Consider the following 13,709-nt stretch of genomic DNA (forward strand, 5'->3'; position numbering starts at 1 on the left):
GGAATTACCCTGCAGGGGTACCCCTGATCGGAGAGGCCATGGAACTGGACTGGCAGGACCGCGCGTTCCATCACCATATCGCGACGCTGATCGACGCCCTCGACGGCCCCGACTTCTGGACGCGCATGACGCGCGTGATCGAGCGCTTCGTGGCGTTCGACAACTGGGTTGCGCTCGTCTTCCGGCGCGATCGCGCGCCGCTCGTGTGCGCCGAGTCGCCCATGCCCGACGGCACCGTGGATCTCTTGTTCCGCGCGTATCTGGAGGGGATGTACCTGCTCGATCCGTTCTATCTCAACGCAAGCGAAAAGCCGCGCGCGGGACTCGTCACGCTCGCCGAAGTCGCGCCCGACAACTTCCGCATGACGGACTACTACCAGCGCTACTTCAAGAGCAACATCATCGGCGACGAAGTGCAGTTCAACTTGCCTCTCGACGAAGCGCGCACGCTGATTTTCTCGCTGGGCGCAAAGCACCATTACACGGAGCGCGATATTGCGATGTTCGCGATGTTCGCGCCGTGGGTAGTCGCGCTCATGAAGCAGCGGCTTGCGTATGAGACGTTTGCCGAGGGCGCTGCCGAGGCGGTCGCTGCGGATTCGGTTGAAGCCGAAAGCACGGCGCGGCAAGGGCAGCTGAGCGAGGCGGGCTTCGCGAGCCGCATCGAGGCAGTCGCGCAGCAAAGCGGACGCGTGCCGCTCACCGCGCGCGAGATCGAGGTGATGCGCTTGAGCCTGAGCGGCTTTTCCACGCGCGCGATTGCGGAGCGGCTCGAGATTTCGTTCGAGACCGTGCGCGCGCACAAGAAGCATATTTACGCGAAGCTCGGCGTGAGTTCGCAGTCGGAGTTGTTTGCGCTCTTCTACGAGCCGCTCGGGCGCATGAGCGCCGCGCGCCTTTAGCGTCGCGCGTCAGAACTCGACGAGCGCAAAGTCTTCCTTGCCCACGTCGCAGAGCGGGCAGCGCCAGTCGTCGGGCACGTCGGCCCAGCGGGTGCCGGGAGCGAGGCCGTCGTCAGGGGCGCCTGCGGCTTCGTCGTACACCCAGCCGCAGATCACGCAGACCCATTGCTTGAGGCCGTCGTCGGCGCCGGCAGCAGTCGTTGAGGCGCTTGCAGGTGCTTCGGGCGCGGCGCTTTCGGGCGGGGTGTCGAGCGCGACGACAAGCGGCGCTGCGGTGCTCTCGCGTTCAGCAAGCTTGCTTTGCAGCGTGGCGAGCAGCGCGGCGGTTTCGTCGGCGGTGAGGTCGATCCAGTACGGGTCGCCTGCGCCGTCATTCAGGCGTTCGGGAGAGAACTGGATTTCGAGGGCGACGCCTTTCTTGTACATAAGCGAAAACGGTTGGCTTGATTCCCCGGACGCGCTTCGCTCACAGGAAGTAGCGGAACAGCAGCGAGGCCGCGATGCCGCCAGCGCCGATCAGCGCGAGCATTTGCAGGAGCGTGATGGACTTGCGGGACTTGGCGTTCGAAGCGGCGGGGCGGGTGGTGGTGTTCATAGGGTGAAATTGCGGCGGCGTGGGTTGCGTTCTCGATTGCGCCCCGTCATGTCGCCATGTTTCGCATGGCGTCGGCGGAGCGCGGCGGGGGAGTTTCGCACGATTTCCCATCGACGGGGGCATTTGCGCGGCGTCTGCGCGCACGCGCCGCAGATTTTGCCTCCGGCAACCTGGCCGCACGGCGGTATGGATTATCGCCGCTTACGCGGGCCAGATTCCTGAGCGGCTGGAGATGGATTATTTCGCGTGCGTTGAGAGACGGCGCTCACGCATGCAGCCAGCGCTGCTCGATATACGAAAACAGCCAGCTGACCGGCACCGCGCAGGCCATGCCGATGGCGACCTGCGCCACGCGAAAGAGCGCAACGTCCCACACTGGCCCGTTCAAGGGTACGAGAAGCACGATGGTGGTGGTGATCGCGCCCAGCCGCGCGGCGGTGCTCACGCTCAGACACCAGCAGCCGATGATCACCACGCTCACCGCTACGAGGTAGGCCGCGAGATTCTCCGGGCCGAACGCAGCCGTTGCGAGGCCCACCGCGCCGCCCGCAATCGCGCCGATGAACTGGTCGCGCGACTGCGCAAGCGTATCGGCGTAGTCGTGCTGGGTGACGGCGATCGCCGTGATCGCGGCCCAGAACGCCTGTTCGGTGTGGAGCGCGCGGCCGATGCTGTACGCAAGACCCGCCGCGCACACGGCGCGCAGCGCCATGAGCGTGCCTTGCGCGGCGCGGCTCCTGAGCGGCAGGCGCTTGAGCGCGCTCAGCGCCGATTGCTGGAGCGAAGTGAGGTACGCGTAGAGGTTGTCTTGTGGATCGTGCATCGCGCGTAATGGGTCAAAGGGAGAACGTGAGGGCAGGCAGGTGCGCAGCGAAGCATATCAAGCCGTGTCTGCCGTGTGCTCATCGCTGGACAGGCAATGCATGCGCAACGGCTTCGCCGCGTGGCGCAGATCGCGCTCGACGGCGCGCCGCGCGCCTTGCGCGTCGCGGCGCTTTAGCCGCCGCATCAGGCCTTCGTGTGCATCGTTGAGCGTGCGCGCAAAGCCGGGGTCGTCGAACAGCAGGTTCGAGATCGGCCCGACCTGGAGCCACACCGTTTCGATCAGATCCACGAGCAGCGGCGAGCCGCTTGCGCGATAGAGCGTGAGGTGGAAGTCTTCGTTGGTGTCGAGATAGCACGCGCGCTTGTTCTGCTCCAGCGCTTCGGCCATCTGTGCGCATAGGGCGTCGAGTTGCGCGATGTCGCTGGCGGTCAGACGCGTGGTGGCGAGAAACACCGCTTCGCCTTCGAGCATCACGCGTACGTTGAGCACGTCGTCGAACTGCGCGCGCGTGAGCTGCGGTACCACCACCCCGCGGTTAGGCAGGTTCACGAGTGCAGACTCGCCGGCCAGGCGCACGAGCGCCGCGCGCACCGGCATCTCGCCCACGCGCAATTGCTCAGCGAGCGCGCGAATGCGCAAACGCTCGCCGGGCAAGAAGCGGCCGAGGCTCAGCCAGCGGCGCAGTGTGGCGTACGTCTCGTCCTGCAGCGATTGATGCGCGCGTGTTTTCATCGTCCGTTCAGCTCGCCCTGTTCGCCCAGTTCGCCCAGTTCGCCCAGTTCGCCCAGTTCGCCCAGTTCGCTTAGTTCGCTCAGGCAGGCGTCGAATGCGGCGAGCAGACGGTCGACGTCGGCCTCGGTCGTGTCCGGGCACACGAGCATCATGTTGTGGAACGGTGTGATGAGCACGCCGCGATTGAGCAGATAGAGGTGCAGCAGGTGTTCGAGTTCGTCATCCATGACGGCGCGCGCCTCGCTGCCGTTGCGCGGCGGCGTGGCGCAGAACTGGAACTCGGTGCGTGCGCCCACGCGTGTCACGCACCACGGCAACGCATGGCGCGAGATCGTTGCCGCGACGCCGTTGGCGAGCCGTTCGGCCAACGCGAACATATGCGCATAGGCGGCTTCGGTCATGACTTCGCCGAGCGTCGCGCGCATTGCGCTCATTGAAAGCGCGTTCGCCGTGAGCGTCGTGCCGATGCCCGAATGGCCCGGCGGCGCGTCGAGTTTCGCCTGCTGCGCACGTGCGGCGAATCCGGCCGAAAAGCCGTAGACAGCGCACGGCACGCCGCCGCCCACCGGCTTGCCGAGCACGAAGAGGTCGGGCTCGATGCCATGCTCGCGCGCGTAGCCGCGCGGCCCGCTGCTGATCGTGTGCGTTTCGTCGATCAATAGCAGCGTGCCGTGCCGTTTCATGAGCGCCTGTGCCTCGCGCCAGAAGCCGGGTTCGGGCAGCACCATGCCCACGTTCGTCATGGCGGGCTCGGCGAGCACGCAGGCCACGTCGTTGTCGGCGAGTGCGCGCGCGAGCGCTTCGAGATCGTTGAACTCGACCACGCGCGTGGTTGGCAGCAGGTCGTGAACCTGGCCGAGCAGGCTTGCGCGCTGCGTGGGCTGGCCATCGACGAGATCGACGAAAACGTCGTCGATGGTGCCGTGATAGCAGCCGTTGAACACGAGTATCGTGCGCCGGCGCGTGGCCGCGCGGGCCCAGCGTACGGCGAAGCGGTTGGCGTCGCTCGCGGTCATCGCGAACTGCCAGAAGGGCAGGCCGAAGCGCCCGGCAAGCGCTTCGGCCACGGCTACGGCGTCTTCGCCTGGCAGCATGGTCGTGAAGCCGCGCTGGGCCTGGGCCGCGAGCGCGCGCGCCACGGGCTGCGGCGCATGGCCGAACATCGCGCCCGTGTCGCCCAGGCAGAAGTCGGCGTAGCGGTGGCCGTCCACGTCGGTGAAGCCAGCGCCGCGCGCGGTATCCACATACAGCGAGAAGGGCGTGGACCAGTCGTTCATCCAGTGCAGCGGCACGCCGAACAGCAGATGCCGGGCAGCCTGCGCGGACAAGGCCTGCGACTTCGGGCGCGCGGCGATGAAGGCTTCGCGTTCGCGGGCGAGGACGCGCTGCGCGCGTTCCCAGTTCACCCCTTGCCGGGTTTGCATGTGTGTCTCCTTGAGATTTGATCAAATCTTCGCATGAGCGAATGGTGAAGTAAATTTGATCAAATATTCAGGGACACAAAAAGGCGCGATGCTATCCAGCATCGCGCCTTTTTGCAGTCAATCAAAACCGTGCGTTACTTCCTGTCGATCGAGATCGCTCCCGGACCCGTCACCGCGAGTGCGAGCAAGCCGCCGGCGATGCTGATGTTCTTGTAGAAGTTGATCATGTTCGCCATTTGATCGGCGCCGGTCATGGTCCAGAAGTGATGGCCGATGAACGCCGTCGCAACGGTGTAGATCGCGAGCAGCACGGCGAGCGGCCGCGTATAGAACCCCACCAGCAGCAGAATGCCTACCGCGAACTCCATGATTACGGCGATGACAGCCGACAGCATCGGCACGGGCGCGCCCACGTGCGCCATGTAGTCGACAGTGCCCGAAAAGCCCGTGATCTTGGACCAGCCGAAGAGGATGAACAGGGAAGTCAGCAGGATGCGCGAGACCAGCAGCACGACGTCGTTGCCCGGCCCGAACAGGTTGTATCGCATGGTTTTCTCCGAAGAAGTTTTAAGCAGTTCACTACGTGTCAGTTCGCGCTTTGCCGGACGGCGGCCCGCTTTCAGTGGGCGGGCCGCCGCGTGCCGGCTGCGCCGGCATCACCTCAGGCGCAACGCCGAAGTCAAGACCAAAGCTCCGGCACTTCGATATTACGCAGATCGAACACCAGGACCTCTGCATCGTGTCCGTCGCTGAAGCTCAGCTCGCGCTCGGAGCGGATGCGCGCGCCGTCGCCTTCGCCGAGTTCCACGCCGTTCAGGGTCACGCTGCCGCGCGCCACATGAACGTAGGCGTAGCGGTCGGCGCCCACTTCGACCTTCGCCGTTTCCGGGCCGTCGAGGCGTCCCGCATACACGCGTGCGTCCTGGCGCAGCAGCAGGGAGTCTTCGGCGCCGTCCGGCGAAAGGATCAGGCGGAACTTGCCGCGCTTTTCCTCATCGGCGATGTGCTTCTGCTGGTAGCGCGGCTGCGCGCCCTTCACGTTCGGTGCAATCCAGATCTGCAGGAAGTGCACCCCTTCGTCGGCCGAGTGGTTGAACTCGCTGTGCGCGACGCCGGTGCCGGCGCTCATCAGCTGCACGTCGCCGGGGACGATCACCGAGCCCGTGCCCATCGAGTCCTTGTGCTCGAGCGCGCCTTCCAGCACGTACGAGAAGATTTCCATGTCGCGGTGCGGGTGCTTGCCGAAGCCGCGCGCCGGGGCCACGCGGTCGTCGTTGATCACGAGCAGGTCCGAAAAGCCCACTTGCTTCGGATCGTAGTAGTTGGCAAACGAAAACGTGTGACGCGAGCTGAGCCAGCCATGTTCGCCGCGGCCGCGTTGGTCTGCCTTGCGAAGTTCGATCATTTTCGTCTCTCCGTGTGAATCGTTTCGATTCGGTTGACTGTTGCGATGGAAGAATTCTAGGTCAATCAAATCGAATCGAATCGCCGTAAAATACGACTCACCGTCACATTGAAGTGGACAATAGCAATGCAACTCGACGACATGCGGATCTTCGTGAACACCGTGGATGCGGGCAATTTCACGGCGGCGGCTCACCGGCTGCGGCTTTCCAAGCAGTTCGTGAGCCGGCGCGTGGCGGCGCTGGAGGCGGATCTGGGCGCCCGCCTGCTCGTGCGCAACACGCGCAAGCTGGCGGTCACGGACCTCGGGCAGGACTTCTACGAGCGCGCGAAACGCATCCTTGCGGACGTGGCCGAAGCCGAGCAGGCCATGTCGGACCGGCGCAGCGAGCCGCGCGGCCTCCTGAAAGTGAGCGCGCCGATGTCGTTCGGCATGGCGCACCTTTCGCCGCTCGTCGCCGAATTTCTGCGCGAGCATCCAGACGTGCGCTTCGACATGGACCTGAGCGACCGCACCGTCGACGTGATCGGAGAGGGTTTCGACATGGCGTTGCGCATTGGCCGGCTGGCCGATTCCACGCTGGTCGCGCAAAAGCTGATCGACGTGCGCATGATCGCCTGCTGCAGCCCCGGCTACCGGCGGCGCCGCCGCGCGCCGCAAACGCCCGCCGATCTCGCGCAGCACGCCTGCCTGCCGTACGGACAGCAGGGCCGGGCGCCGTGGGAATTCATCGTCGACGGCGTGCGCACGCCTTTCGACGTGCACGGGCCGCTACGCGCGAACAACGGCGAAGTGATCCGCGACGCAGCCATTGCCGGGCTCGGCATCTGCTATCTGCCGGACTTCATCGTGGCAGGATCGGTTGATGCGGGACTGCTCGTCGAGGTGCTCGAGCCGTTCATGCCGCCGCCCAACGCGCTGCATGCGCTGTACCCGCAGCATCGTGAAGCTTCCGTGACGATCCGCGCATTCACGCAATACCTGCGCGAGCGGCTTGCGGCGCGTGCGGCAACTGCGCGTGGCGGAGCGCTTTGACGCGGTAAGCCTGCGTTCCTTGCAGAAAGGCCGTTGCGCCTGCATCCAGGAGCCAAAGCCTTGCGCAGGCATCACCGCACGCACCACGAAAGGGCCGCATGTGAGGCGCATTGTCGCAGTTTCGTTGTATGCTCACCGCCCCGAGGGTTGCTCGGGCCGCGTGATGCGGGCGCCGATCCCTTTGCTGGCGGGCTTCGAGGAAGGCTATGGGGCCCGATAGGCAGGGTTAATACCAGCGATCAAAGCAACCAATTTTTCAAACGGACGCGGTTCCCGTAACCTTCGTCCATACCTTTTCCCAACCCAGAGCGAGGAAACAACGCATGTCTCTCATCAACACGCAAGTCAAGCCGTTCAAGGCAACCGCATACCACAACGGTAAGTTCGTCCCGGTCTCTGAAGAAAACCTCAAGGGCAAGTGGTCGGTTGTCGTGTTCTACCCGGCCGACTTCACTTTCGTGTGCCCGACGGAACTCGGCGACCTGGCTGACCATTACGCAGAATTCCAGAAGCTGGGCGTCGAAATCTACGGTGTGTCGACCGACACGCACTTCACGCACAAGGCATGGCACGACACGTCGGACACGATCGCCAAGATCCAGTACCCGCTGGTCGGCGACCCGACGGGCGCAATCACGCGCAACTTCGACGTGATGATCGAAGAGGAAGGCCTGGCACTGCGCGGCACGTTCGTGATCAACCCGGAAGGCGAGATCAAGCTGTGCGAAATCCACGACAACGGTATCGGCCGTGACGCCAAGGAACTGCTGCGCAAGGTGCAGGCGGCTCAGTACGTCGCCGCTCACCCGGGTGAAGTTTGCCCCGCCAAGTGGACGCCGGGCGCTGAAACGCTCAAGCCGTCGCTCGACCTCGTCGGCAAGATCTAAGCGTCGCTGTATCCATGCGATCGCCGCGATCGCATGACGCCCAGGTCTGATTCGCAGCATCCCCGGGCCGTGCCCACGCGGCTGCGGCCCGGGAACCCTGTTCGCCTCGTCAAGCCATAAGCGGAACGGCGAAATTGCCAGGCAATACTTAGAATTCCCCCGCTTCTTCTTTAGCCGGAAAAAAAGCCATGCTCGACGCCAACCTCAAAGATCAACTCAAAAGCTACCTCGAAAAAGTCACGCAGTCGATCGAGATCGTTGCGTACCTGGACGAAGGCGAGAAGTCGCAAGAACTGCAGCAACTGCTGCAGGACATCGCATCGCTCTCGGATCGCATTTCCTACGAAGAACGCCGTGGCGCCGCAGCCGGCGACGCGCGTACCCCCTCGTTCGACATCAAGCGTGCGAACTCCGACGTGAAGGTCACGTTCGCGGGCATTCCGATGGGCCACGAATTCACGTCGCTCGTGCTGGCGCTGCTCCAGGTGGGCGGCCATCCGGTCAAGCTCGAGGACGACACGATCGAACAGGTGAAGGCGCTCGACGGCGCGTTCTCGTTCGAAGTCTATATGTCGCTGTCGTGCCAGAACTGCCCGGAAGTCGTGCAGTCGATCAACGCGATGGCTACGCTCAACCCGAACGTGCAGATCGTCACCATCGACGGCGCGCTCTATCAGGACGAAGTCGAGAAGCGCCAGATCATGGCTGTGCCGACCATCTACCTGAACGGCGAAGTGTTCGGCCAGGGCCGCATGGGCGTCGAAGAGATTCTCGCGAAGCTCGATACCGGCGCATCGTCGCGTGCCGCCGGGAAGCTGAACCAGAAGGATGTTTTCGACATGCTCATCGTCGGCGGCGGCCCCGCGGGCGCTGCGGCTGCGATTTACGCGGCGCGCAAGGGCATTCGCACCGGCGTGCTCGCCGAGCGCTTCGGCGGCCAGGTGCTCGACACGATGGCGATCGAGAACTTCGTCTCGGTCACGGAAACGGAAGGGCCGAAGTTCGCCGCGGCGCTGGAGCAGCACGTGCGTGCCTATGACGTCGACATCATGAATCTGCAGCGCGCCGAAGCGCTCGTGCCCACGGGCAACGGCTTCGAAGTGCGCACGCAAAGCGGCGCGACGCTGCGCGCGAAGAGTGTCGTGCTCGCAACGGGTGCGCGCTGGCGTAACGTCGATGTGCCGGGTGAGCAGCAGTACAAGAACAAGGGCGTCGCCTACTGCCCGCACTGCGATGGCCCGCTCTTCAAGGGCAAGCGCGTGGCGGTGATCGGCGGCGGCAACTCGGGCGTGGAAGCGGCGATCGACCTGGCCGGTATCGTGAGCCATGTCACGCTGCTCGAATTCGGCGCGCAACTGCGTGCGGACGAAGTGCTGCAACGCAAGCTGCGCAGCCTGCCGAACGTCACGGTGCACGTGAACGCGCAAACCACGGAGATCTCCGGCGACGGCCAGAAGGTCACCGGTCTCGCCTGGCTCGAACGTACGTCGGGCGAGAAGCATCATCTCGAACTCGAAGGCGTGTTCGTGCAGATCGGTCTCGTGCCGAACAGCGAGTTCCTCAAAGGTACGGTGGCGCTGTCGAAGCACGGCGAGATCGAAGTGGACGCGAAGGGTCAGACGTCGGTGCCGGGCGTGTTCGCCGCGGGCGACGTGACGACCGTGCCGTTCAAGCAGATTGTGATCGCCGTGGGCGAAGGTGCGAAGGCATCGCTCGGCGCATTCGATTACCTGATCCGCTCCTCGGTGGAGCAGGAAGAGGACGCGAAGGCGGCGGCGCCTGTGGTCGCCTGAGCGAAGGTTTAGAGCAGTCTCTCTTTGCGCCGGCTTACGCCGGCGTTTTTTTACGGGTGCGCAAGATGAGACGGTTCAGTCCTGGACGAGCGGGCTGCCATACGACTCGCGCCCTCACCCCCGCGCCGCGATCTCCTTCTTCCACCCTGCAATGATCTTGCCTGCGAGCGCGTTGTAGTCGCCGTCGAAGTGGTGATCGCCGCTCGTCTTGACGACGTCGACGCCGGTATTCACGAGCGCCGGGCACAAGGTGTCTTTCTCGCCCGCGCCGTACACGCATTGCACGATCGAGGGGGGCACCTTCGCGAGTTCCGGGCGCACCTGCAGTGCCTTGTCGCTGGCGGGCATGCCGAGCCAGCCCGTCACGCGGATCTGGAAGTCGGCGTCCGGCGCGAAGCCGAGCAGCGACATGTACGACACCTTCGCGCGCAATGCGTCGGGCAGACGGTTGTAGGCGAACGGCATCACGTCCGCGCCGAACGAGTAGCCCACGAGCGCGATGTGCTGCGCATGCCAGCGCGAGCCGTAGGTCTTCAGCACGCGGGCGAGATCGTGGCTCGTTTGCCCGGGTGTCTTTTCGCTCCAGAAGTAGCGCAGCGCGTCCCAGCCGATCACCGAAACGCCCTGCTTTTGCAGCGCTTCGGCAATCGTCTTGTCGAGATCGCGCCAGCCGCCGTCGCCCGAGATCACCACCGCGAGCATGTCGGTGGGGTGTGCCGCGGGCAGTTCGACGAGCGGCAGGTCCGACACGTCCTCTTCGCTTTCCGTCACGACGCGCAGGTGATTCGATGTGAGCGCAACGATCTTGTCGGCGTCGGCAACGCCGGAGTCGAAGGCGCGCGGTGTGCCAGAACGGCTTGCGCGTGCATCTTTTGTCGTCACGCCCTGCTCGAAGAAACCGGGCAAGCCGTTGCCGCGCGAGAGCGTGGGGTCGGCCGGGCAGGGTGCGAAGCGCGCGTCGAGTTCCGCGGCCGGATCGAGCGACACGGCGCCCGCCATCGTGTTCGCGGGCGCCTGCGAGAGCATGCGCTGCGCGATGAGCGCGCCTTCGCCGCTGCCGATGGCGATCGGCGCGTAGTACTCGCTCGCGCCCTGCTGGCGTTCGAGCTGGTGGCTCAGCGCTTCTGCGTCGCTGTAGAGCTTGTGGCAGGTCTCGTTCTTCACGGCGGCGAGGTTCTGCGCATAGCGCTCCGTGTCGACACCCACGACGAGCGCGCCATGCTGCGCGAGCGCGTCGGCGCGTGCCTGGTCGGCGGCGCTCCAGTGCGGCGCCGCCGAGAACAGCACGGTGAAGCCGCGCATCGCGCCGGCCGGTTTCGTCACCGCGACTTCGCCGTAACGGCCGCCGGAAACGTGCATCGTCCCGGCGGAAGCGGGCGTCGAGGCGGGCGTCGAAGCCGCGTTGGCGTGAGCCGTGAAAATCGCGAGCACAGCGGCGCCCGCTGCCGTGCCTGCAATGCGCGGCAGCCTGGGAAAACGGAATGTCATGAGCGCCAGCCTCCTGCCAGCAGCGATAGATCGGCGAGGGTGATGAACACGCTGATCGAGCCCGAGGCGGCCAGATAGCGTGGTTCCCAACGCGGCGCGAACTTGTTCTTGAAGCCGCGCAGCCCGCGGAAGTTGTAGAAACGGCCGCCGAAGCGCCAAATGAAGCCCGCGAGCCGGTGCCACGACGAAGCGAGCGGCGAGGGACCCATGCCCGAGAGCGGCGCCATGCCGAGCGAGAGCGACTGGTAGCCGGCGGCCTTCAGATGCAGCGCGAGCTGCGTGAACAGATACTCCATCGCGTACGGCGAGGCGCCCGGCAAATGGCGCATGACGCCCACCGTTGCGTCGGTGTTCAGATCAGTCGTCATGAAGGTGACGAAGGCGAGCGGCTCGCCGTTCTGGCGGATCAGCAACACGGACTGCGCGGCGAGATAGTCGTCGTCGAACGCGGCCACCGAGAAGCTCTTTTCGCGCGCTTCGCGGTCCTGCAGCCAGGCGTCGGAGATCGCGCGCAGCACCGGCAGGCTCGCGCCCATCTGCGTGGGCTCGATATGTTCGATCGAAAAGCCGTCGCGTTCGCCGCGCTTGAGCGCGTAGCGCAGATGCGCGCGCTGCGGACCTTTGAGGTCGAATTCCTGCAGCATCACGCGCGCCTCCTCGCCGAGCTTCATCAGCGTGAGGCCGGCATCGAGATAGAGCGGCAGCGCGTCGGCGCGTACCTGGTAGAACGCCGCGCGGCCGTTGTGCGCGTGCGCGAGCGTGACGAATTCGCGGATCAGCGCGGGCCACTCTTCGCGCGGGCCGACCGGATCGTGCAGCGCCGCCCACGTGCGGCCGCGCTTCGCGTACATCAGGAAAGCCTTGCGCGAGGCGGAGAAGAGAAAGCTCTTGTCGCCCATCAGCGCGAGGCCCGCGTCGCTGCGCTCCTGCGCGCGCACGATACGCGCGGCCTCTTCGAGGTCTTCGCTCGGGGGCATCACGAAGCGGCCCGCGGCGGGGCGCAGCAATTGCCACAGCGCGAGCGCAGCGGCGAACACGCCGGCGCCGAGCGTGGCGCGCAGTGCGCGCGGGGCGCGGCTGTGGAAGGCGAATTGCCACCAGAGGCTTTGCGAATACTGCACGTCGCGGAACGCGAACAGCAGCACCCAAACGGCGAGCGCGATCACGCAGCCGACCGAGGCGAGCCAGGCCGGCGTGAAGCGTTCGCTGAACATCGACGAGTGGCGATTGAAGCGCTTGCGCGTGCCGAGGAGCAGCACGATCAGCACGCACAGGACGCCCGCTTCGACGAAGGCGAGTCCCTTGGCGAGCGAGAGCGCGAGGTTGGCCACGGCGATCACGAGCGCGAGCCACCAGGCGGCGTCCAGGCGCCGCAGCAGACCGCGCGCAATGAAGAGGAGCAACACGCCGAAGAGGCTGCCCATCAGCTGCGAGCTTTCGAGCACCCAGAGCGGCACGACGGTTTGCAGCAGCGCAATGCGCTGGGTGAACGCGGGCGTGGCGCCTGAGATCACGAGCATGCTGCCGGTCACGAACGTCACGATGGCGAGGAAGAGCGGCGCGAGTTGCGAGACGCCGTCGGCGCCGCGCCTGGCAAAGCGGGCGCCGAGCGGTGTCTTGAGCGCGCGGCCCTCGAACACGGTGAGCACGGCCGCGGCGAGTGCGAGCGGCGCGCCGAAATAGATCGCGCGATAGGCGAGCAGCGCGGCAAGCACCTTGGAGGTGGGCACGCTCGGGCCGAGCGCGTAAACCATCGCGGCTTCGAACACGCCAATGCCGCCGGGCGTGTGGCCGATCAGGCCGAGCAGCATGGCGGCGCAATAGACGGTGAGGAAGTCGGTGAAGCCGAGGAGCGCATGCGGCATGACCGACCAGAGCGCGAGCCCGGCGCCGACCACGTCGAGCGCGGCCAGCAGCAACTGTGCGACGAGGTCGCGCCGCGCCGGCACCGAAAAGCGCAGCCACGCGCGGCCGAACGGCTCGATCTCTCGCGCGCTTGCAGGGCAAAGGATGACCATCACCGCGCCGCAGCCCAGCACCACGCCGCCGATCAGGCGCAGCTCGTCGGGCGCGAGATGGAGCAGGCCGGAGAGCGTGCCGGCGGCGCCCACCATGCCGAGCGCGGTCATGAGCACGAGCGCGAGGGCGAGTGTGACGCTCGTGAACACCGTCATGCGGCCGATCTGCGCGGCGGTGACGCCCGCGCTGCCATACACGCGGCAGCGCACAGCGCCGCCCGTGAGCGCGCCGAAGCCGGTGACGTTGCCGAGCGCCGAGCCGGCGATCGCGCCGGCCCACAGCGCGCCGCGCGAGACGCGCGCCCCCAGGTAGCGCAGGCCCACCGCGTCGCGTCCGACCAGCGCGACGAAGCTCACGGCCGTGGCGGCGAGCGCGCCGACCCATTGCGCGGGCGTGAGCGTCCAGAGCTGGCGGATCACCGAGTGGTAGTCGACCGTGCGCGAGAGGTGCTGGAACACGACCAGCAGCAGCGCGCAGATGCCGAGCGCGAACACCGGCGCGATAAAGCGCTGCAGCTGCAGGGCGTCGGCACGGCGGCGCAGCGCCCCGAGGGCGCGCGCCGCGCGCGAAGAATGCGATTGAGACATGGATCGGTCTGGTGGC

The 13,709-nt window shown here is 65.9% G+C and carries 13 protein-coding genes; 4 read left to right on the forward strand and 9 right to left on the reverse strand.

Annotation, left to right across the window (positions count from 1 at the left end; genetic code table 11):
• The first annotated feature begins 38 nt into the window (after positions 1–38).
• Positions 39–902: a helix-turn-helix transcriptional regulator gene (locus C7411_RS08780; RefSeq protein WP_110383428.1), complete on the forward strand. Its 864-nt coding sequence runs from the start codon at positions 39–41 to the stop codon at positions 900–902.
• A gap of 9 nt (positions 903–911) precedes the next feature.
• Here the strand turns inward: C7411_RS08780 and C7411_RS08785 are convergent, their stop codons facing one another.
• From C7411_RS08785 to C7411_RS08810, 7 genes are all read right to left on the reverse strand, one after another.
• Positions 912–1,328, reverse strand: coding sequence for a rubredoxin (locus tag C7411_RS08785; protein ID WP_110383429.1), 417 nt, complete (start codon positions 1,326–1,328; stop codon positions 912–914).
• A 40-nt stretch (positions 1,329–1,368) separates the two neighbouring features.
• Complete coding sequence (locus C7411_RS38600; protein WP_258365412.1) at positions 1,369–1,497, reverse strand: hypothetical protein; 129 nt, start codon at positions 1,495–1,497, stop codon at positions 1,369–1,371.
• A gap of 265 nt (positions 1,498–1,762) precedes the next feature.
• The gene (locus C7411_RS08790; protein WP_110383430.1) at positions 1,763–2,320 is read right to left on the reverse strand and encodes an FUSC family protein; all 558 of its coding nucleotides are present in this window, start codon (positions 2,318–2,320) and stop codon (positions 1,763–1,765) included.
• A gap of 57 nt (positions 2,321–2,377) precedes the next feature.
• Entirely contained in the window at positions 2,378–3,055 is a 678-nt protein-coding gene (locus C7411_RS08795; RefSeq protein ID WP_110383431.1) for a GntR family transcriptional regulator, read from the reverse strand.
• Complete coding sequence (locus C7411_RS08800) at positions 3,052–4,479, reverse strand: aspartate aminotransferase family protein (protein ID WP_110383432.1); 1,428 nt, start codon at positions 4,477–4,479, stop codon at positions 3,052–3,054. Before C7411_RS08800 ends, C7411_RS08795 begins: the two co-directional genes overlap by 4 nt.
• A gap of 134 nt (positions 4,480–4,613) precedes the next feature.
• Positions 4,614–5,027 carry a DoxX family protein gene (locus C7411_RS08805; protein ID WP_042268447.1) on the reverse strand — a complete coding sequence of 138 codons (414 nt, stop codon included), beginning with the start codon at positions 5,025–5,027 and terminating at the stop codon, positions 4,614–4,616.
• A gap of 131 nt (positions 5,028–5,158) precedes the next feature.
• Positions 5,159–5,884, reverse strand: a complete 726-nt coding sequence (locus tag C7411_RS08810) for a pirin family protein (protein ID WP_110383433.1) — start codon at positions 5,882–5,884, stop codon at positions 5,159–5,161.
• Positions 5,885–6,010: 126 nt separating this feature from the next.
• On the opposite strand from C7411_RS08810, the gene C7411_RS08815 reads away from it, so the two are divergent.
• The 3 genes from C7411_RS08815 (at position 6,011) to ahpF (ending at position 9,599) form a co-directional block, all read left to right on the forward strand.
• On the forward strand, positions 6,011–6,919 hold the full coding sequence (locus tag C7411_RS08815; protein WP_110383434.1) for a LysR family transcriptional regulator: 909 nt from the start codon (positions 6,011–6,013) through the stop codon (positions 6,917–6,919).
• Positions 6,920–7,242: 323 nt separating this feature from the next.
• A complete protein-coding gene (gene ahpC / locus C7411_RS08820; RefSeq protein WP_042268440.1) occupies positions 7,243–7,806 on the forward strand; it encodes an alkyl hydroperoxide reductase subunit C in 564 nt (187 codons plus the stop codon).
• 188 nt (positions 7,807–7,994) lie between these two features.
• Positions 7,995–9,599: an alkyl hydroperoxide reductase subunit F gene (ahpF, locus tag C7411_RS08825; protein ID WP_110383435.1), complete on the forward strand. Its 1,605-nt coding sequence runs from the start codon at positions 7,995–7,997 to the stop codon at positions 9,597–9,599.
• A 114-nt stretch (positions 9,600–9,713) separates the two neighbouring features.
• Here ahpF and C7411_RS08830 read toward each other — a convergent pair whose 3' ends face one another.
• Both C7411_RS08830 and mprF read right to left on the reverse strand, forming a co-directional pair.
• Positions 9,714–11,087, reverse strand: a complete 1,374-nt coding sequence (locus tag C7411_RS08830) for a virulence factor family protein (RefSeq protein WP_110383436.1) — start codon at positions 11,085–11,087, stop codon at positions 9,714–9,716.
• On the reverse strand, positions 11,084–13,693 hold the full coding sequence (gene mprF / locus C7411_RS08835; RefSeq protein ID WP_110383437.1) for a bifunctional lysylphosphatidylglycerol flippase/synthetase MprF: 2,610 nt from the start codon (positions 13,691–13,693) through the stop codon (positions 11,084–11,086). The genes C7411_RS08830 and mprF overlap by 4 nt, the downstream gene beginning before the upstream one ends.
• Between the last annotated feature and the right edge of the window lie 16 nt (positions 13,694–13,709).

The organism is Paraburkholderia silvatlantica (assembly GCF_003096715.1).
GTDB classification, from domain to species: Bacteria; Pseudomonadota; Gammaproteobacteria; order Burkholderiales; family Burkholderiaceae; genus Paraburkholderia; species Paraburkholderia silvatlantica.